Here is a 19,543-nt window from a genome sequence, read left to right as displayed (position 1 = left end):
GCCCCTTTGGCCGGAACAACCTGGGCGCGCCGGCCCGCGTTATATATGCTCCACCATTTCCTCTGTCACTTATGAGCATCTTTGGTTCTGACCGCCCGAGCGGTACACTGGGTGGCCTGATTTCAGGCCTGTTTGGCGGCAGAAAAGCCGTGAATACTACTGGCACCTATAACACGCCAGCTCGCTCCGGCGGAAGCCGCAAGCTGCTGGGCGGCGCTCTACTGGCCGCCGGTGCGGCCTACCTCTATAACCGCAACAAAAACCGGAGCGTCAGCACCCCAAACTTTATCGGCAACAAGTAGCTCTCGTTGCGACAATAAACTGCCCGCCCCGCGTCCGTATTGGCGTGGGGCGGGCAGTTTATTTTTTATCCGTACTCTTCTGAAGATGTTTAAACGGTCATGCGGAGCGCAACCTAGCCTGCAGGCTCTAGCTCAATTTTGTTGCCGTCAGCGTCCATGATGAGCACAAACTTGTCGTAGTCATTGGGTATCGTGTCATAAGTTGACGAGGCATTTGCTGTTTCGTCCCTCTGGTCTTCACTTCTTGCTAATGTATAGTTTTAAAAGAAGAGAATAAATAATTGTAATTGAGTTAAATCACGCTTAGTTTATTTGATAACTCTTCGCTCATAGTTAGGAACATTTTATTAAATGAGGATGCGCAATTACCTATTTTTTCACCGTAAGCGTTTCTAAATTCAATGTTCCAAGAATTATCTTCAATCCCTGTTTCACCCACCAATCTTACCCGCATGTCATTCTGGAAAGTAATTATCAAAGTGCCTTCGTTTTCTTCTTCTACATGCTGAAGCGTGGCCTGCGTCAGTAAACCCATTAGAAACACTCTGGCAGGTTCTTCTGGGCCGTTGTAATTCTCAATATCAAACGGAGCTGATGTTATCCATCTACTCCACTCATCCTTATCAGCTAACTCAATTTCACTAAAAACAAGATAAGCGCTGATATCCAATTCATCATTAAATAACTCACATTCAAAAGCAGTTATATAATAGATAAATCGTGTGTAGTAGGTGTTACGGAGTGCAGCTTTCAGCACTTTCAATATTCTGCTTTTGTCAGTTATCATAGCTCCTTATTTGACAGTTTAAAATTATTTATATACAGACGGCTTTCCCGTCATCATAAATACCAACTCCCCACCCTTTACCACATCGGCATACTGCAAAAACGGCCGGGTGAGTTTCTGGCCGTTGAGGCGGGCTTCCTTCACGTACACGTTTTTGTCGCTCTGGTTTTTGACGGTGATGCGGAAGGTGTGGCCATTTTCCAGGTTGAGGGTGGCACCGTGCACGGCGGGGCTGCCGAGAGCGTATTCCGGGGAGCCGGGAGCTACGGGGTAGAAGCCCAGGGCCGAGAAGATATACCAGGCCGACATCTGCCCGCAGTCGTCGTTGCCGCCGAGGCCGTCGGGGGTGGGGCGGTACATTTTGGGCAGAATCATCCGGACGCGGGCCTGGGTTTTGTGGGGCTGGCTGGTCCAGTTGTAGAGGTAGGCCACGTGGTGGGCGGGCTCGTTGCCGTGCACGTAGTTGCCGATGATACCGTCGCGGGTGATGTCCTCGGTTTCAGCGAAGAACTTATCCGGCAGGTGCATGGTGAACAGCGAATCCAGGTGGGGCAGAAACTTCTTTTCGCCGCCCATTTTGGCAATGAGTGCGGCCGGATCCTGCGGCACGTAGAGGCTGTAATTCCAGGCGTTGCCCTCGATGAAGCCTTGGTCGTGGGTGCTCAGCACGTCGAAGCGGGGGCGGAAGCTGCCGTCGGCGAGGCGGGGGCGCATGAAGTTGATGCGCGCGTCATATACGTTCTGCCAGTTCTGGGCCCGTTTGCTGAACTCTGCTTCGATGTCCGTCCGGCCCAGCTTTTTGGCCAGTTGGGCAATGCACCAGTCGTCGTAGGCGTATTCCAGGGTTTTGGATACTGAGGAGCCGCTTTTGTCTTCGGGCACGTAGCCGAGCTGCTCGTAGTAGCTGATACCATCGAAGCGCGACTGGTGGGCCGTGGCCACGCAGGCATCAAGGGCGCGCTGGGCCTGGCTGGCGGGCACCACGCCTTTCAGCACGGCATCCACCATCACGGGCACCGAGTGGTAGCCAATCATGCACCAGTTTTCGTTGGCGTAATGGTTCCAGATGGGCAGCATGTGCAGGGTACTCTGGTCGTAGTGGGCCAGCATGCTCTGCACCATATCGGCGTTGCGCTTGGGTTGCAGCAGGTTGTAGAGCGGGTGCAGGGCGCGGTAGGTGTCCCAGAGCGAAAAGGTGGTGTAATTGGTGAAGCCCTCGGCCCGGTGAATGTTCTGGTCGAGGCCCCGGTACTGCCCATCCACGTCCATGTAGGTGGTGGGACTGAGGGCGGCGTGGTACATGGCGGTGTAGAAGTTCTCCTTGTCAGCCCGTTTCGGCGACTCCATCACCACTTTGCTTAGCTCCTGCTGCCACTGCGCCTGCCCCGCCCGCTTCACTGCCTCAAAGTCCCAGCCCGGCACCTCGGCCCGCATGTTGCGCAGCGCCCCCTCGGTGCTCACCCCCGACAACGCCATTTTCACCTTTACCTTCTCCCCTGCCGTAGTCTTGAAATCGAAGAACAGGCGCAGCTGCTCGCCGGCCAGCTCGGGGAAGTTCTGGCTCTGGTCGAAGCGGCCCCAGAAGCCGCGGTACACTGGCTTTTGGGAGAGGTTGCGGCTGCCGTAGCTCACGAAGGGCTTCGAGAAGCTCATGGCGAAGTACTGGGTGCGGGTGCGGGCCCAGCCGTGGGTTTGGCGGTAGCCGGTTACTAGCGTGTCGTTTTCCACCCGCACAAAGGTCCAGACGTTCTTATCGGGGTAGTTGTAAATGCCGGCCGTGAGGTCGAGGATGATGTGCGCTTGGTCCGACTGCGGAAACGTGTACTGGTGCATGCCCACCCGGTTGGAGGCCGTCAGCTCGGCCAGGATGTCGTGGTCATCGAGCTTTACGCGGTAGTAAGCCGGCTCGGCCACCTCGTTTTGGTGCGAGAAGCGGGAGCGGAAGCCCCGCTCGGGCTGGTCGGCGGTACCGGGGTTGAGTTGGAGCGGGCCGGTGGTGGGCATCACCAGAAAGTCGCCTAAATCGGAGTGGCCGGTGCCGCTGAAGTGGGTGTGCGAGAAACCGACGATGGTTTTATCGGCGTACTGGTAGCCGGCGCAGTACTCGTACACGCGGGGGTTGTACTTGCCGTTCAGTTCATAGCTGAGCGTGTCGGTATCAGGTGAGAGTTGTACCATACCGAAGGGCACCGTAGCTCCCGGGTAGGTATGCCCCATCCGGGCCGTGCCCACCAGCGGCTTGGCGTACTGCACCAGGTTTTCGGTGGTTTTAGCTTTCTGGGCGAGGGTGGAAAAGGACGCGAAAAGCAGCGCGGCGAGCGGCAGGAGTTTCATCAGCTTCAATGTGGCGTTGAAGCTGGTAAGGTAGGGAGTGAGTCTGCTATTTATAGCTTACTTACTCACCGCTTCGGAATAGATTCAATCTTTCCAAAGTATGTCTGCTTAAGTGAGCAGGCTCGTGGATCGACGGGCACATCAACATTCACTAATTCCGGAATTGCGTCTGGATGTATCACCACCAATTCTCCATTAGCAAATTTCTTACTCAGGTTACACAGTTCTAGAACCCTTATCGTATCACCTTCTGCCGTTCTCACTAGCGTTACGGAGGCAGTTGGGACTATCCCACACAAAGCATCTGGATTCTCGTGAAAAATAACTTTACCTCTTGTATTCTCACGACTAACACTATACTGCCATTTATCCTGGCAGGTAGTCTGTCGGTTTCTCAGTGAATCTTTGGAGTCGAAGCTGAATAAGCCAGCAGCAACCAGTATAGCAATTGCAACTCGTATCATTCCAATTTATTTCCCTATTAAAAGCACAGTAACTAAAGGTATCAGTGCCCATAACTCACCACCCGCGTCACCTGCCAGCGCCCGTCGCGTAGGCGCCACACCATCATATTCTTGAAGGTGCCGCAGTCGTCGCGGCCGTTTTCTACGTGGCAGAAGCGGTGCTGGTAGGTTTCCACGGCCCCGTAGTTGTGGATGGGGTACACCTCCAGGGTGCCGGGCACAAGTTGGCGGTTGAGGCCGGTGGTTTTGTTTTGATCGAACAGGTTCCGGAAACCCTGCATGGTTTGCTGGAAGTTGGCCAGGCCGCCCTTGTCGTGGTAGAACTCCAGGTCTTCGGCAAAGAAGGTTTGCAGCGTGGCTACATCGTGCTGGTTGAAGGCCACGAACATCAGGCTGTCCTGCCGGGCGATGGTGCGGTATAGCTCCGGCGCCACCGGCGGCGGGGTTGCGGAAGCGGCGGTTGTGGCAGGGCGTACGGGCGCGCAGGCCCCCGTGAAGAGCAGAAGCAGCGTGGCCAGCGGCAGGTATTTCATCGGGGCAGTGAATGATGGTGGAAGTGGGAAGATAGGCTGTGAATGTGTAGCGTATTATTCGGCAGACTCTACCACTCTCTGGTGGCTATCAGTTCTTCTACGTCGGCCTCAAAACCATAAGCCTTTGCTACAAATTCGAAGTCCTCTGCAATACACTCGCGCGCGCCCGTTTCTATTTCACTATCCGCTTCATCAAACGCCTCCTGCAACTCATTGAATTTATCCGTTGCCGCGTGGGTCAACTCGTACAAATCGTCTAGTGATTGGGGTTGCTGCCGTTCGATTTCGAAGCACAATCCTACCAAAATGGTTTTGCCTTTGTCTACCAGCTTGTTTGGAAAGTACTCGTCCTGGTACATCTCCTGTAGGAAAGCATACTTTCTGACTGCTTCATTTTCGAGATTATCCTGTTTTTTGGCCATGCGTATCTGAGGTCTACTGATGCTCAAATAACCGACTTCTGCTGTCACTGTACAAACGCACAGCGGCCATCCGAAAGGCTTAAAGTTGGCCTACGAGCCGTATCTTACCGGCTAATTGGGCGCGCAACGGATTGCGCCAACCCCGGTTTTGCTTCCTGATGAAAATTCTTCGCGTCCGTTTCTTCAACCTCAATTCCCTGCGCGGGGAGCATGCCGTTGATTTCAGCCAAACTCCCCTCTCCGATGCGGGCCTGTTTGCCATAACCGGCCCCACCGGCGCGGGCAAAACCACCATCCTCGACGCCATTACCCTGGCCCTCTACGGGCAGGTGCCCCGGCACGAGAGCAGCGGGCCCGAGCACGTGATGAGCCACGGTACCGGGGAGAGTTGGGCCGAGGTGGAGTTTGAAGTAAACGGGCAGCAGTACCGCAGCAAGTGGGGTCAGCACCGGGCCCGCCGCCGCCCCGAAGGCCCGCTGCAGGACCCCAAAATGGAGCTGAGTGAGCGGAAAATGGCCGAGGACGGCACCGAAACCTGGCCCTTCCTGGAAACCTATAAGTCGAAGGTGCCCCCGCGCGTGGCCGAGCTGAGCGGGCTGGAATACAAGCAGTTTCTGCGCTCCGTGCTCCTGGCCCAGGGCGACTTCACCCGTTTCCTGAAGGCGCCGGCCGGCGAGCGGGCCCAGCTGCTGGAAAAAATTACCGATACCCGCAAGTACTCCGATATTTCCCGGGCGGCGTTTGAGCGGGCCAAGCAGGAAAACCTGGTGGTCGAGCAGCTGCGCCAGGGCCTGGAGGGCGTTGCGCTGCTTTCGGCGGCGGAGGTGGAGTTTCTGGCAGGCGAAGTGCAGGACCTGACCGGGCAGCTGGCCGCGGCCACCGCCACCCAGGAGCAGCTGCGCGAGGCGCAGCAGTGGCACCGGCGCCTGCAGGAGCTGCGCCAGAAGCTGCACACCACCCGCCAGCGCCAGCAGCAGCTTAACGCTCAAACCGAAACCCTGGCCCCCTTGCGCCAGCGCCTGGCCCTGCACCAGCAAGCCGCCCCCTTCGCCACCGCTTACGCCCTGCTGCGCCAGGCCGACGAGCAGCTGGCGCGCCTGCAGCGGGAAGTGGAGCAGCTGCGCACCCAGCTGCCCCAGCTGCAGGCACGCCGCGCCGCCGCCGAAACGGCCCGTACCGCCGCCCAGCAAGCCCACGAAACGGCCACCACCACCTACAAAACCCAGGAGCCCAGGCTGCGCGAGGCCGAGCAGCTGGATCTGCTGATGGCCGAGGCCCAGCGTCAGCTCACGCAGGGCAAGGACGAGTACGAGGAGAAAAACGAGCAGTGCAAGCGCCTGAAACTGGCGGCCGAGCAGGCAGGCCAGCGCGCCGGTATTCTGCGGGAGCAGGTGAAAGAAACGGAAAAGTGGCTGCTGCTGAATGCTGTGGTGAGCGAACTGGCCGCCGACCTGCCCGAGCTGTCGGCCAACCTGCAGCAGTGGGCCGGCCTGAAAACCACCCTGGGCCAGCTAAGCCAGCGCCTGCACGAAGCCCGGCAGCGCCAGCAGCAAGCCGCCACCGAAGCAGCCACCCAGCAGCAGGCCGCCGAGGGGGCCCGCCAACTGCTGCGGGCCCACACCGCCCGTTTTGAGGAGGCCAGCACGGCCCGCGACGAGTGGTTGCAGCGCCTGCACTACCACGTACGCAGCCTCCATCAGGAGCAGGAGCAGCAGCAGCAGCACTGGGACGACCTACGGCGCAGCCTGCAGATGCAGCAGCTCATCCTCTCACACACTGAAACCCGCCAGCTGCTGGAAACGGGCCGGCCCTGCCCCGTATGCGGCGCCACCGAGCACCCCTACGTGGTCGGCGTGCTGGGCGTAAGCGAAGACTCGTTTCAGCGCGACCTGCAGCGGGAAGAGCAACTGAGCCAACAGGTGCGGGCCCTGGGCACGCGGTTTAACCGCCTGAACACCTACGTAACCATGCTGGAGCAGACGGGCCCGGCACCCGCGGCCGCCCCTGCCGGCACCATTCAGCTGCTGCCCGAAACCGCCGAGCGAAGCGCCGCCGAGGAAGTAAAGCAGCTGGTGCAGACGCTGCGGGAGCTGCGGGAGCAGCTCACCACCGCCGACCAGCACCTGCAGCAGGCCCAGACCCGGCACGAAGCCGCCGTGCGCCACCACCAGGCCTACACCGAAGAAGCCGCCAAACTGCAGCAGGAGCTAACCGACGCCGAAGACCAGGTGCTGCCCGTGCGGGCCACCATCCAGAGCCAGGCCCAGTACTTCAGCCTGCCGTTCGGCAACGAAAACGGGCAGGCCCTGATGGAGCTGGCCCGCCAGCGCATTGCGGAGTTTGAGGCGAAAACCCGGCAGCTCAACACAGCCCGGCAAGAGTTGGGCGGCGTGAGCGTGGAAGCCGCCAAAGCCGAGGCTGATCAGCAGGAGCTGCAAGCCTGGCTGAAAGTCCGCAAGCAGGGTCTGGTGGATCAGTATGCGGCTATTCAGCGCCAGCAGCAGCAGCGCACTGAATTGCTGGCGGAGCCCAACGTAGCTCAGGTGCGGCAGCAGCTGGAGCAGGCCGTATACACCACCGGGCAGCAGCGCCAGCAAACCGAGCAGCAGCAGCAACAGCACGAAACGGCGTACACGGTGGCCGCCGGCACCCTGCAGCAGCGCGAGCAGGACGCCGGGCTCCAGGAGCAGGCCCGGCAGCAGCAGCACGCGGCCCTGGTAGCGGACCTGAGCGCCGCCGGCCTCACCCCCAACCCCGCCGCCCTGCCCGCCCTGCTCCTCCCCGACCCGGAACTCCAGACCCTGCACAACCAGCTGCGCCGCCACGAGCAGGAGGTAGCCCTGGCCGCCGAAGCACTGCAGGAAACCGCTGCCCTGCTGCAAACCGAGGAGGAGCGCGCTCTTACCCCGGAGCCGCCGGAATACATCGACCAACAACTGGCGACTATTACCCAACAGCTAGCCACGCTAAACCAGCAGCTGGGCCAGCGCCAGGAGCGCCTGCAGGCCCACCAGGCCGGACAGCAGCGCCACGCCGCCCTGGCAACCCAGCTCGAAAAGCAGCAGCAGGAAGCCGCCCGCTGGCGGCAGCTGGCCGAAGTCATTGGCTCAGCTGATGGCAAGAAGTTCAGCGAGTTTGCCCAGGGCCTCACCCTGGCCCGCCTCGTGGACCTGGCCAACCGCCACCTGCACCGCTTCACCGACCGGTACCGCATCCTGCGCAACCCCGAGCAGCACCTGGACCTGCTGATTCAGGATGATTACCAGGCCGGGGCCGTGCGCACCATGAATTCGTTGTCGGGCGGGGAGAGTTTTCTGGTGAGCCTGGCCCTGGCCCTGGGCCTGTCGGAACTGGCTGGCCGCCGCACCCAGATAGACACCCTGTTCATCGACGAAGGCTTCGGAACTCTCGACCCCGACACCCTGGACGTGGCCCTCTCGGCCCTGGAACTGCTCCAGGGCACCGGCAAAACCATCGGCATCATTTCCCACGTCGAGGGCCTGAAGGAGCGCATTACTACCCAAATCAGCGTGCACAAAGGCGCCGGGGGCGTAAGCTCCCTGCGGGTGCTGGGGTTTGGGGAGGAAGTGTAACCAGCTGCGCCGACGGTGCTGTCATTCTGACCAACAGGAGGAATCTGGGTCTACCTCCTGATATATACCCCAGCTTCCTTCGCTCGGGATGGCAGTGCCGCGTTGCCTACTGATATTCTGCCAAGCCCGCTGCCCGGATTTCGGCCCAGGTCCAGTAACGGCGGGGCTCAACGCCGGCGTAGCCTGCCCGGAAAAACTTCACTACTTCTTCCTCCACCTGCGCGGGTGGGATGGAGGATGCGTGAATGGGGCGCTGGTCGGGGTCGGCGTAGCGCTGCACTTTGCTCAGGGTTTTGCCGCCCAAGCGCAGCAGGGGGCCAGTATCGGTGATGCCGTCGAAGGTCCAGCGCCGGGCGGTAGTTTCCAGGGCGTTCAGGCGGTCCGTAAGCGCATCCAGGGGCAGACGCGGGAGGGTAGGCCTGCTTTCCAGGTCAACCCAGGTGGTGTATTTGTACTCGAACTCGTAGCGCTGCCCCTCGTAGAGGCTCAGCACCATATCGGTGCCGACGGTGGCCCCAAATAGCGCGTAATAGGGCAGCGGCTCCGGCGTCCGGACCACCGTCAGCCCGATTTCCGGGTAACGGCGCACGGTGGTGCCGGGATGCTGCATGGCGGCTACCCCTTGCTGCACGCGCCGGTACTCTGGCTCCCAGGCGGCGCGGCCGCTTTCAGGGTTTTCCAGCACCCCGGCAAAGCGGGACAGAAACCAGTCGAACTTTTCCGCCGAGGCCTCATCCTCGCGCCGGCGCCGGGCCGGGGCCCCAAAGGGCTCATAAAACCGGGCTTTTTCCTCGGCATTCAGCCAGCACACCAGCTGCAGGGCCTGGTCGGCCAGCGGGTCCTGCCAGTCAGCTTCCCGGAAGTCGCCGAGGGTAGCTACCAGGCGCAGCAGGTGCTCGTGGCGTAGGGCCAGCTCGGGATTCAGCAGCGCCCATACGCCCACAAACCCATCAATATCAAAGTGGTTGGCCGTAACGGCTTCGGCCTCCAGGCCAGGCGTGCGGGGCTGATGCAGGGCCCGCAGCACCGAGCCGGCGCTGGTGTCGTCGCGCAGGGGTTCGGGCGTGGCGGCCCCGCGCCAGTGCGCCAGCGTGAGGCTGGCTCCCAGGCCCGTGCTATCCACTACAATAGTTGGCTGCTGCCGTAGCTGCCGGAAAGGCACGAAGTATTTCACCGGAAGTCAGATCAGTTAAATCCGCCCAAAGGTAGCAGCCCGGTCGGCTGCACCAGTCCTTCAGCGCCGGGCCCGGCGGTTGCTGATGCGCTCCACCCGGCTGCGGCGCACCCAATGCAGGTATTTCTGCAGCTCTTCGGCCTCACGCAGGCGTTCTATGGTGTTGTAGCGCCGCGCCAGCTCTTTATTATCCAAGAGCAAGTGCACGGTACTGTGGCAGGGCTGGCACAACTCCACTACGGGGCCGTGGCGGCCGCCCTCCTCCCGGGGCACCAAGTGGTGGCGGGACGTTTGCTGCACTTCCCGCTCACACAAACCGCACCGGGTTTCGGCCGCCGCTGTACGAGGGACCGACAGGAAATCCGGAGCATTTTGACGATGGCGACGAGGCATAGGCAATGGCAGACAACAGGGAAAGCCAGAACCAGTTTTCAGTTGTCAGAAAGAATATAGAACCACAAAAAAATAAAATCCACCCATACAGCACGTGTCGAAATACTTCTATATTTGGTTGGGCTACAGCTACTCAGCATGCGGCAGTCCTGATTTTTTCCCTTTTAGCATCTTCCTGCGATATACTTCACCTTTACCTTGTTGCCCATGCGCATTTCTACTCTCTCTCCTTTCCATCATTTATCGTCACTGTTGCGGATATCGGGTTTGCTGGTGGCCCTGTGGTGCCTGGCTCCATCCGAGGCACATGCACAGACCTGGATGGTTTCTACGGACCCCTACCTCAAGCTGGGCGTAATGGACAAGTTCGGTCAGCTGGGCGGCTACACAGCTAAGTTTGTGGTAACCAACCAGATAACCGGCAAAGAATACATCCTGGTGAAGCAAGTAGCTGGTGGCCAGAATGGCGTAGACGTCATTTTTCCATCGGAGCCTTCGGAGGCCGACTACTTCAAGACCCAAACCGGTGAAGCAGCTCGCGCTCTGCCTGGCCGCTATAGCTGGGAGTGCCAGGTAGCTGGCAAAAAAGTGGTGGGTGGCAAGTTCTCTTTACCTGAAACCACTAACGACGTGTCGGTTATTGAGGCAAAGAAGCCTTAAACGCACTCAAAAGCCTTATATGAAGAGGCCCGCAGCTATAGCTGTGGGCCTCTTTTTTGTGCTTATGCTAGGCACCACACACGGTTTTACGTATCAATCTTTTTTGGAGGCTGCTACAAAGGCCTCTGTCACATTTTGCCCGTACTACCATGCCTAAAAAGTCTTTCTCTGACCTCATCAACAGCCCCGGCATGCCGGTGTTAGTCGATTTTTATGCCGATTGGTGTGGCCCGTGCAAAACCATGGCGCCCGTGCTGGAACAGGTAGCGCAGCAACATCAGGGCAAACTCAAGATCATTAAAATAGACGTGGACCGTAACCCGGCGGCAGCCCAGCAATTCCGCGTGCAGAGTATTCCCACGCTGATTCTCTTCCATAAAGGCCAGCCGGTGTGGCGGCAGGCTGGGGCAGTACCGGCCACGCAACTTGCGCAGGCCGTACAACCTTTCCTGAGCTAGATGCCTCTGGCATAGTAATCGGAACGGCGGCCAAACCATCGGGGCTAGGCAGGTGTTGGGCAGTGCAGGGCATGTACCTTTGCTACCTTCGTTCTGCTTTATGCTTATGCGCTACTTGTTGTTTCTGGTTGGGTTAGTGCTGCTGTGGAGTGTGCTGGGCATTTCGGCGGCCCAGGCGCAGGAACGCTACCAGCTTAGCGGCTTTATCCGCGACGCCAACCGCAACGGGCTGCCCGGCGCTACGGTAGCCGTGCCGGCCCTGGCGGCCGGTGCCACCGCCGACTCGACCGGCTTCTATTCGTTTTTGTTGCCAGCTGGACGCCATCAACTGGTTATTTCCTTTATCGGCTACCAGAGCCAGAACCGCGACCTGAACCTGACGCGCGCCCAGCGTTTGTCGTTCACGCTGGCCGAGAGCAGCAACACGCTGGGCGAGGTGGTGGTGGAAGGCTCGGGCACGCTGGAGCAAAAGCTGCAAACCACTCAGATGAGCGTGGAGCGCCTCACGGCCGCCGAAGCCAAGCTACTGCCCGCCTTGTTTGGGGAAGTGGATTTGCTGAAAACCCTGCAGCTCAAGCCCGGTGTGCAGAATGGCGGCGAGGGCACCTCCGGCCTGTTTGTGCGCGGCGGCTCCTCCGACCAGAATCTGGTGCTCGTGGATGATGCTGTGGTGTACAACCCGGCCCACCTGTTCGGGCTGTTTTCGGTGTTCAACCCCGATGCCGTGCAAAGCGTGGACCTCTACAAAGGCGGCTTCCCGGCGCAGTACGGCGGGCGGCTGTCGTCGGTGATTGACGTGAAGATGCGCGAGGGCGACAAGCAGAAGCTGGTGACCAGCGGCGGCATCGGCCTGATTTCGTCCCGTTTGACGGTGGAGGGGCCCATTGTCAAAAACAAAGGCTCGTTTCTACTGTCGGGGCGGCGCACGTATTTCGACGTTTTCACGCGCCAGATCAACAAGCTCAGCGAAGACAACCCCGACTACAACCCCATTCCCGACTACTACTTCTATGACTTCAACGCCAAAGCCAACTACACGCTCGGCGACAAAGACCAGGTGTTTCTGAGCGGTTATCTGGGGCGCGACGTCTTCGGGTTCGGCTCGCAGGGCGGTTTTGATTTCAACTTCAGCTGGGGCAACACGCTGGGCGCGGCGCGCTGGAGCCACGTGTTCAACAAGCGCCTGTTTCTGAATACCACGGCCTCGTACACCAACTACAAGTACGACGTCACCAACAAGCTCGACCAGTTCAGCTTCAACTTGGCCTCCGATATTCAGGACCTGGCGCTGCGCTCCGACCTCGACTACACGCCCAACGACCGGCACGCTTTTAAGTTCGGGGCCCAGCTCGTTAACCACCGCTTTGGCGTGGGCCGCCTGCAGGCCGGATCTTCGGATGGCCGCCTCAGCATTGGGTCCGATGTGGCGTACCGCGGGCTGGAAGGCGGCCTCTACGCCTCCGACAACTTCAAGGCTACCGACAAGCTGCAGCTGGAATATGGCCTGCGCCTGAGCGGTTTTCAGAGTGGCTCGAATAGCTACGGGGGGCTGGAGCCGCGCGGTTCGGCGCGCTACTCGCTCACGCCCAAAACCTCGCTCAAGGCCAGCTACGCGCTGATGTATCAGTATGTGCACCTCGTCACGAACTCCGGCGCCACGCTGCCCACCGACATCTGGTATCCGTCCCGGCTGTCGGTGAAGCCGCAACGTTCGCAGCAGGTGGCCGGCGGCGTGAGCTTCCTGCTCGGCAACGGCAAATATTTGCTCACCAACGAGGTATACTACAAGTGGGCGCAAAATCAGGTGGATTTCAAAGACGGCGCCCAGCTGTTCGTGAATCCGGACCTGGACTCGGAGTTTCTGTTCGGCAAGGGCTGGGCTTATGGCAATGAGCTGTACCTGGAAAAGAAAACCGGCCGTACCACCGGCTGGATCGGGTATACGCTGAGCTGGAGCAAGCGCCAGTTTCTGCCCCAGCGCGGCACCACCGGCATCAATGAGGGCCGCGTGTTCTATCCCAGCTACGACCGGCGCCACAACCTGACCGTGGTGGTGTTGCACCAGCTCACGGAGCGCCTCAACCTCACCGGCTCGTTTGTGTACACCACCGGCAACGCCACCACGCTGCCTGCGGCCCGCTTTGCCGTACAGGATATCTTCGGCGGCGACCTGTCGGCGGTGCCCGTATATCCTGACCGCAACACCTACCGCCTGGCGCCCTACAACCGCCTGGACCTGGGGCTGGTATGGAAGCTAAAGCCCAACCGCTGGGTGCCGGAATCCGACCTGACGTTCAGCGTGTACAACGCCTACAACCGCCGCAACCCCTATTTCGTGTACTTCGACCAGGTGCGGGCCGGCGGCGAGGATACGCCCGTCACTAGCTACCGCGCCCGGCAGGTGTCCTTGTTTCCGACTATTCCGGCCGTCACCTACAACTTCAAGTTTTAATCACGGATTCAGCGAATTTGCCGGATTATGTAAACGGCTCGGTCTGGGCTGGTTTGCTTCGTGACTGACGCCGCTTTGCTGCTTACTTCTGCCCTTCTCTGCTTATGCCTGGTTTCATGACGCGTTTTTCAGCTTTGCGCACTGCCGCTAGCCTGTTGGTGCTGGCTGGCTTAGTGTCTTCCTGCGACCTGGAGCAGGATATCGATGTGGAGTTGCCAGCCCTGCCAGCCCAGCTGGTAGCAGAATGCTACCTCGAAGACGGCCAGATTCCGCGCCTTACCGTGACGGAAACCGTGCCTTACCTGGCCAGCCCCGACCCCGTGCTGCCCACCGACGTAACGGTGCGCCTCACGCTGGCCAACGGGCAGGTGGAAGTTATCCGGTTCTTTCCGGGCGTTGATCCGGTGACGGGCAAAGGCTACACCCACATGGGCCGGCGGCCGATAGTAGCGCGCCCCGGCGACGTTTTCGGCCTGGAAGTGGTGGACACCAAAGGCCGCCGCCTCACCGGCACGGCCACCGTCCCGACGCGGGTGCCCATCGACTCGCTGGAATACAAGTTCAACGACCTTCCACCCGCCCAGCGCGAAGCCTACGTGCTAACCAACTTCCGCGACCCGGCCGGCCTGGGCGACTACTACCGGCTGCAGATTCACCGCGACAGTATCTCGGATGAACCGGAAATCGACTACGACGTAGAGGACCGCCTGAATGACGGCAGGCCCTACACGCTCGGCACCAGCTACCGTTTCGACCCCGGCGACACGCTGCTGGTGACGCTTTACCACTTCGACCAGCCCTATTACCTGTTCCGGCAGTCGGTGAATGACGCGCGCAACGCCAACGGCAACCCTTTTTCGCAGCCGTCGGCCATCAAAAGCACCGTGCAGGGTGGCCTGGGTGTATTCACCGTGCTCAGCTACGACCGGAAGCAGATCATCATTCCGTAGCGGACCTATGGGCGGCTGATGGGATAAATTCTCGGTGACATACAACGTTGCCAAGACTTCGCTACTCTACCAGATATCCTTTCACATTTACCTGTTCCCTACCCGATGCGCTTATCTTATTTCACCCGCTTATTTTGCCTGTTGGCTGTACTCAGCGTTGCCTTCAGCAGCTGCCAGAAAGAGGCTGAGTTGACTCCTTCCTTCGACCCTATTCAAACCCTCACAACCGGCAGCTGGCGCCTCGATGAAATCCGGGAAAACAACCAGGTTATCAGCGCTGGCACCGGCATCAAAGACCGGTTCAGTCTCACGTTTCGCGCCGATGGCACCTACACCGAAAACCAGTTCGTGAACGGCACCACCTACACCGGCACCTGGATGCTGATGAACAACGACGCCGTGCTTCACTTCACCGACCATAAAGGTGAAAATCACCAGTACAATCTCGTCAGCATCTCCGATACGGGCCTGCAGTATGGCTGGCTTAACAAAGACAATCAGCAGGAAGTCTACACTTTCTCGGCTCAGCCATAAGCCACTGATTCGTGCACAAAAAAGGCCGCTGCATGGTGCAGCGGCCTTTTTTGTGCGGCAATACTCTACGGGCTGCAGCCCAGGCTGCGCATTTACTGCTGCGCAATAACGGCCTGTAGCAGCGCCGTGAGGCGGGGCTCGGCGGCGGCGGCCACGCGCAGGATGTCGGCTATTTCCACCCGCTTGAGCTTGCCCGGTGAGCAGAGGTCGGTGATGACGCTGACAGCCAGCACCGGCAGCCCCATATGCACGGCCGCAATAACCTCGGGCACCGTGCTCATGCCTACCGCATCGGCCCCGATGGTGCGCAGGTAGCGGTATTCGGCGGGCGTTTCCAGCATGGGGCCGGGCACGCTCACGTACACGCCGCGCCGCACTTTATCGGCAAAGCCGAGGCTGCGGGCGGCTTCCTCGGCTTGGCGCAGCAGCGTGGCGTCATAGGGCTCCAGCATATCAGGGAAGCGGGCGCCCAGCTCGTCGAGGTTCTTGCCGATGAGCGGGTTGCTGGGCTGCAGGTTGATGTGGTCGTCGATGAGCATCAGGTCCGAGTAGTTCATGTCGGGGTGCAGACCGCCGGCGGCGTTGCTCACGAACAGCTTTTTGATGCCCAGCATCTTCATCACGCGCACCGGCAGCACCACCTGCTCCATGGTGTAGCCTTCATAAAAGTGAAAGCGGCCCTGCATCACCAGCACCCGGCGGCCGCCCAGCTCGGCGGCCAGCAGATTGCCGGAGTGGCTTTCCACCGTCGAAACTGGGAAGTTCGGGATGCTGGCGTACGGAATGGTGTGGTGAATGGTCAGGTCCTTGACCAGCGCGCCCAGCCCGGTGCCGAGGATGATACCGAACTCGGGCTCAAAGCCCTGCAGCAGCGGGCGAATGTGGTTGGTGGCTTCGTGGAGGTGTTGCATGTAGGTGGAGACACAGAGAAGAATGTCATGCAGAGGCGTAGCCGAAGCATCTTGCGTGCTGACGCAGGGTTAGTACCATAACATCAGCACGCGAGACGCTTCGGCTACGCCTCTGCATGACATTCGACGGGTTATTGGATATTTAACTCGAACGGCATCCGGGCCTGGGCTCCTTTCATTTCCGAGAGCTTCTTGTACTGCTCGTACACCGGAAACATTGGGCCCATTTCCTGCTTCACCAAACTCATACGCACTTCCTCGTTGATGCCGCTGAAGAAGCTTTCCATGAATGATTTCTGGCGCGGCAGGGCCTGCAGTGTGTAGTCGCCTTCCTTGAGCTTGGCGCGGCGGGCCGCAATGCGCAGCGCGTCGTCCATGGAACCCAGCACATCTACGAGGCCGCGGGCCTTGGCTTCGGAGCCCGACCACACCCGGCCGGAAGCATAGCCGCGCAAACGCTCCACGGGCATGTTGCGGCCCTGCGCCGCTTTAGTGGTGAAGTCGGCGTAGATGCGGTTGATTTCCTGCTGGAACTGGCTTTGCTCGAACGGCGTGAGCGGGCGCGTGATAGTCGGGAAGTCCGAGAACTTACCGGTTGTCACGCGGTCCGTTGTCACGCCCAGCTTGTCGCGCAGCAGCGGCTGAATGTTGGGCAGCACGCCGAATACGCCGATACTGCCGGTGATGGTGTTCGGGTGAGCCACAATGGTGTCGCAGCCCATGGCAATGAAGTAGCCACCCGAAGCCGCCACGTCCGACATGCTGGCAATTACTGGCTTCACTTTCTTGGTCAGCATCACCTCACGGTAGATGATGTCGGAAGCCAGCGATGAGCCGCCGGGCGAGTTCACGCGCAGCACCACGGCCTTCACCTTGTCATCAAGGCGGGCTTTGCGGATGGCTTCGGCGAAGCGGGTGCTGCCGATGCTGCTGCCGCTGCCCTTACCGGTCACGATGTCGCCCTCGGCGTAGATAACAGCAATCCGGCTGCTGCCGGTGCTGCTTTCCTCGTCGTCGGCTTTGCTGTAATCACTCAAACTCACGACACTTAGCTTCTCGTCCTTCTCCACGCCCAGCTTGCCTTTCATGTAGTCGAGGGCCTGGTCGTAGTAGCCGAGGTTGGTGACGAGGCCAAGGCGCTTGGCGTCGTCGGCGTTGTGCACCAGCATCGAGTCGCTGATGGTTTTGAGGCGCTGGGGCGCGATTTTGCGGGCCGTGGCAATGTGGCCCAGCATGAAGTCGTTGATGGAGTTCAGGAATGACGACGTCTGCAGGCGAGCCGAATCCGACATATTCTCCCTGAAAAACGGCTCCACGGCGCTTTTAAACGAGCCTACCCGGAAGATCTGGGGCTGAATGCCGGCCTTCTCGAACAGGTTTTTGTAGTACATCGTCTCGGAACTGAGGCCGTTGAACTCCAGCGTGCCCTGCGGATTGAGGTAGATACGGTCGGCGACGGACGTGAGGTAGTAGCTCTTCTCCGACTGCGCATCGGCGTAGGCCACCACGAACTTGCCCGACTTCTTGAAGTCCAGCAGCGCATTGCGGATTTCCTCCAGCGAGGCCATGCCGGCCTGCACCAGCTCCACGTTCAGGAAGACGCCCTTGATGTCGGAGTCGTTTTTGGCGCGGCGCAGCGTGGCTTTCAGGTTGTCGAGGCCGATGTTGTCGGCCTGGGAGCTGACGATGGAGCCGAACGAGGTGCGGCTTTCCCGCTCGCCAATGGGCTTGTCGAGCTTGAGTTCCAGCACCGAGTCGCTGGCGACACTTACTTCGCTGTCTGTTGAAGCCAGCGCGGCCACAAAGCCAATCAGCAGCAGGAAGCCTACCAGCCCGAACACGAACAGGCCGGTGAGCGTGGCCAGCACGTACTTAAAGAATTGTCTCATGGAATCACAGATGGTGCAGATGAAGATGGATGACGCAGATGCAGACGACGCAAGCAGCGTTTTGCTTTAGGTATAACAACCGGACGGCAAGTTATTGATTCGGCTGCCTGCACGGCTTGATCGGACGGTTTTTTAATCACACAGATGGTGCAAACAAAAACGATAGCGCAGATGCAGGATTGATTTGAAAGGCGCCGGACCAGGGCCGTTCTATATCGATCTTGCATCTGTGCCATCCTTTTCTATCTGCACCATCTGTGATTCAATAGTCGTACTTCTCGCCCCAGAGCTGGCGCAGGCGCTCCTGCACCTTAGTTTCGGCGGGGTTGTGGCCGGGGTGGTAGAACACGGTGCCGCTGAGCGCTTCGGGCATGAACTCCTGGTAGGCAAAATTGCCGGGGTAGTCGTGCGAGTATAAGTACTGGCCGCCATAGCCGAGGTCTTTCATGAGCTTGGTAGGGGCGTTGCGCAGCGGAATGGGTACCGGCTGCACGCCCTGCTGCCGTACCAGCGCCCGCGCCTCCCGGATGGCCTTGTAGCTGGCATTGCTCTTGGGCGAGGTAGCGAGGTATACCACGGTCTGGCCCAGAATGATGTCGCCTTCGGGCATGCCAATCACGGCAATGGCCTGAAAGCAGCTCTGGGCCAGCATCAGGGCGTTGGGGTTGGCCATGCCCACATCTTCGGAGGCCAGAATGAGCAGGCGGCGCGCAATGAATTTGGCGTCCTCGCCGCCTTCCAGCATCACGGCCAGGTAGTAGAGCGCCGCGTTGGGGTCAGAGCCGCGGATGCTCTTAATGAAGGCCGAAATGACGTCGTAGTGCATTTCGCCGCCTTTGTCGTAGCGGGCGAGATGCTGCTGGGCCAGTTGCTGCACGCCTTCGTCGGTGATGATGACTTCGCCGGTTTTCGGATCGGGGCGGCTGGCTTCTACCACAATTTCGAGCAGGTTGAGCAGCTTGCGCGCATCGCCACCCGAGATGGTGAGCAAGGCGCCGTACTCCTGCATGCGCACCTTGCGCTGGCGTAGCTGCTCGTCTTCGGCCAGGGCTTTGTCTACCAGTCCGGTCAGCACTTCCTTGCTGAGCGGCTCCAGCACGTACACCTGCGCCCGGCTCAGCACGGCCGGAATCACCTCAAACGACGGGTTTTCGGTGGTGGCCCCGATGAGCGTGACGATGCCCTGCTCCACGGCACCCAGCAGCGCATCCTGCTGGCTTTTGCTGAACCGGTGGATTTCGTCGATGAATAGTACGGTGCCGCGTTGCTTGCGGGCCCGCTCTATCACCTCGCGCACGTCTTTCACGCCGGCATTCACGGCGCTAAGCGAGGCAAAGGGTTTGCCCAACTCCTGCGCCAGCAGATTGGCCAGCGTGGTTTTGCCCACGCCCGGTGGGCCCCACAGAATCAGGCTGGGTAGCCGGCCGGCGCTGAGGTAGCGGCGCAGCACGCCCTCGGGCCCGATGAGGTGCTGCTGCCCGGCGTACTCGGCCAGGGTGCGGGGGCGGCGGCGCTCGGCCAGCGGCGCATTGGCCGCGGCCGGCGGTATAAAGGACGGCTTGGAGTCGGAATCGAAAAGGGAACCGGTAGACATAGGAGCGAGAATGGGGCACAAACTTCGGGTGGCGCCGGATGTTGGGCAGAAACAACTGCCCCGGGGACTCGCTATACGCGAACCACAAAATAC

At 60.0% G+C, this 19,543-nt stretch carries 16 protein-coding genes; 7 read left to right on the top strand and 9 right to left on the bottom strand.

Translation table 11 applies throughout. The features are described from left to right. Positions 1-71: 71 nt before the first annotated feature. Positions 72-302: a hypothetical protein gene (locus H8B14_RS07870; RefSeq protein ID WP_187315064.1), complete on the top strand. Its 231-nt coding sequence runs from the start codon at positions 72-74 to the stop codon at positions 300-302. A 292-nt stretch (positions 303-594) separates the two neighbouring features. Here H8B14_RS07870 and H8B14_RS07865 read toward each other — a convergent pair whose 3' ends face one another. From H8B14_RS07865 to H8B14_RS07850, 4 genes are all read right to left on the bottom strand, one after another. After that, positions 595-1,089 (bottom strand): hypothetical protein, encoded by a 495-nt coding sequence (locus H8B14_RS07865; RefSeq protein ID WP_187315063.1) that lies wholly within the window; start codon positions 1,087-1,089, stop codon positions 595-597. A 24-nt stretch (positions 1,090-1,113) separates the two neighbouring features. Beyond that, a complete protein-coding gene (locus H8B14_RS07860) occupies positions 1,114-3,423 on the bottom strand; it encodes a GH92 family glycosyl hydrolase (RefSeq protein WP_187315062.1) in 2,310 nt (769 codons plus the stop codon). 505 nt (positions 3,424-3,928) lie between these two features. Then, a complete protein-coding gene (locus tag H8B14_RS07855; protein ID WP_187315061.1) occupies positions 3,929-4,420 on the bottom strand; it encodes a nuclear transport factor 2 family protein in 492 nt (163 codons plus the stop codon). Between the two features lie 68 nt (positions 4,421-4,488). Further along, on the bottom strand, positions 4,489-4,842 hold the full coding sequence (locus H8B14_RS07850) for a DUF5713 family protein (protein WP_187315060.1): 354 nt from the start codon (positions 4,840-4,842) through the stop codon (positions 4,489-4,491). Between the two features lie 158 nt (positions 4,843-5,000). Here H8B14_RS07850 and H8B14_RS07845 point away from each other — a divergent pair, with 158 nt between their 5' ends. Next, positions 5,001-8,435 (top strand): AAA family ATPase, encoded by a 3,435-nt coding sequence (locus H8B14_RS07845; RefSeq protein ID WP_187315059.1) that lies wholly within the window; start codon positions 5,001-5,003, stop codon positions 8,433-8,435. A 106-nt stretch (positions 8,436-8,541) separates the two neighbouring features. On the opposite strand, the gene H8B14_RS07840 is transcribed toward H8B14_RS07845, so the two are convergent. Together H8B14_RS07840 and H8B14_RS07835 are read right to left on the bottom strand one after the other, a co-directional pair. Further along, positions 8,542-9,609: a DUF6687 family protein gene (locus tag H8B14_RS07840; RefSeq protein WP_187315058.1), complete on the bottom strand. Its 1,068-nt coding sequence runs from the start codon at positions 9,607-9,609 to the stop codon at positions 8,542-8,544. Positions 9,610-9,669: 60 nt separating this feature from the next. Continuing rightward, entirely contained in the window at positions 9,670-10,002 is a 333-nt protein-coding gene (locus tag H8B14_RS07835; RefSeq protein ID WP_261989932.1) for an HNH endonuclease, read from the bottom strand. Between the two features lie 207 nt (positions 10,003-10,209). On the opposite strand from H8B14_RS07835, the gene H8B14_RS07830 reads away from it, so the two are divergent. From H8B14_RS07830 to H8B14_RS07810, 5 genes are all read left to right on the top strand, one after another. Beyond that, positions 10,210-10,662 carry a hypothetical protein gene (locus H8B14_RS07830; RefSeq protein WP_187315057.1) on the top strand — a complete coding sequence of 151 codons (453 nt, stop codon included), beginning with the start codon at positions 10,210-10,212 and terminating at the stop codon, positions 10,660-10,662. 149 nt (positions 10,663-10,811) lie between these two features. Beyond that, positions 10,812-11,120: a thioredoxin gene (gene trxA / locus H8B14_RS07825; RefSeq protein WP_187315056.1), complete on the top strand. Its 309-nt coding sequence runs from the start codon at positions 10,812-10,814 to the stop codon at positions 11,118-11,120. A 106-nt stretch (positions 11,121-11,226) separates the two neighbouring features. Further along, entirely contained in the window at positions 11,227-13,572 is a 2,346-nt protein-coding gene (locus H8B14_RS07820; RefSeq protein WP_187315055.1) for a TonB-dependent receptor, read from the top strand. A 116-nt stretch (positions 13,573-13,688) separates the two neighbouring features. Further along, the gene (locus tag H8B14_RS07815) at positions 13,689-14,522 is read left to right on the top strand and encodes a DUF4249 domain-containing protein (protein WP_187315054.1); all 834 of its coding nucleotides are present in this window, start codon (positions 13,689-13,691) and stop codon (positions 14,520-14,522) included. A gap of 105 nt (positions 14,523-14,627) precedes the next feature. Then, on the top strand, positions 14,628-15,056 hold the full coding sequence (locus tag H8B14_RS07810) for a lipocalin family protein (RefSeq protein ID WP_187315053.1): 429 nt from the start codon (positions 14,628-14,630) through the stop codon (positions 15,054-15,056). Between the two features lie 92 nt (positions 15,057-15,148). On the opposite strand, the gene H8B14_RS07805 is transcribed toward H8B14_RS07810, so the two are convergent. The 3 genes from H8B14_RS07805 to H8B14_RS07795 form a co-directional block, all read right to left on the bottom strand. Beyond that, entirely contained in the window at positions 15,149-15,967 is an 819-nt protein-coding gene (locus tag H8B14_RS07805) for a purine-nucleoside phosphorylase (RefSeq protein ID WP_187315052.1), read from the bottom strand. Positions 15,968-16,098: 131 nt separating this feature from the next. Next, positions 16,099-17,856 carry a signal peptide peptidase SppA gene (gene sppA / locus H8B14_RS07800; protein ID WP_187315051.1) on the bottom strand — a complete coding sequence of 586 codons (1,758 nt, stop codon included), beginning with the start codon at positions 17,854-17,856 and terminating at the stop codon, positions 16,099-16,101. 262 nt (positions 17,857-18,118) lie between these two features. Continuing rightward, positions 18,119-19,450 carry a replication-associated recombination protein A gene (locus H8B14_RS07795; protein WP_187315050.1) on the bottom strand — a complete coding sequence of 444 codons (1,332 nt, stop codon included), beginning with the start codon at positions 19,448-19,450 and terminating at the stop codon, positions 18,119-18,121. Between the last annotated feature and the right edge of the window lie 93 nt (positions 19,451-19,543).

Source organism: Hymenobacter puniceus (assembly GCF_014333525.1).
Taxonomy (GTDB): Bacteria; Bacteroidota; Bacteroidia; order Cytophagales; family Hymenobacteraceae; genus Hymenobacter.
This window is presented reverse-complemented; position numbering and strand designations above follow the sequence as displayed.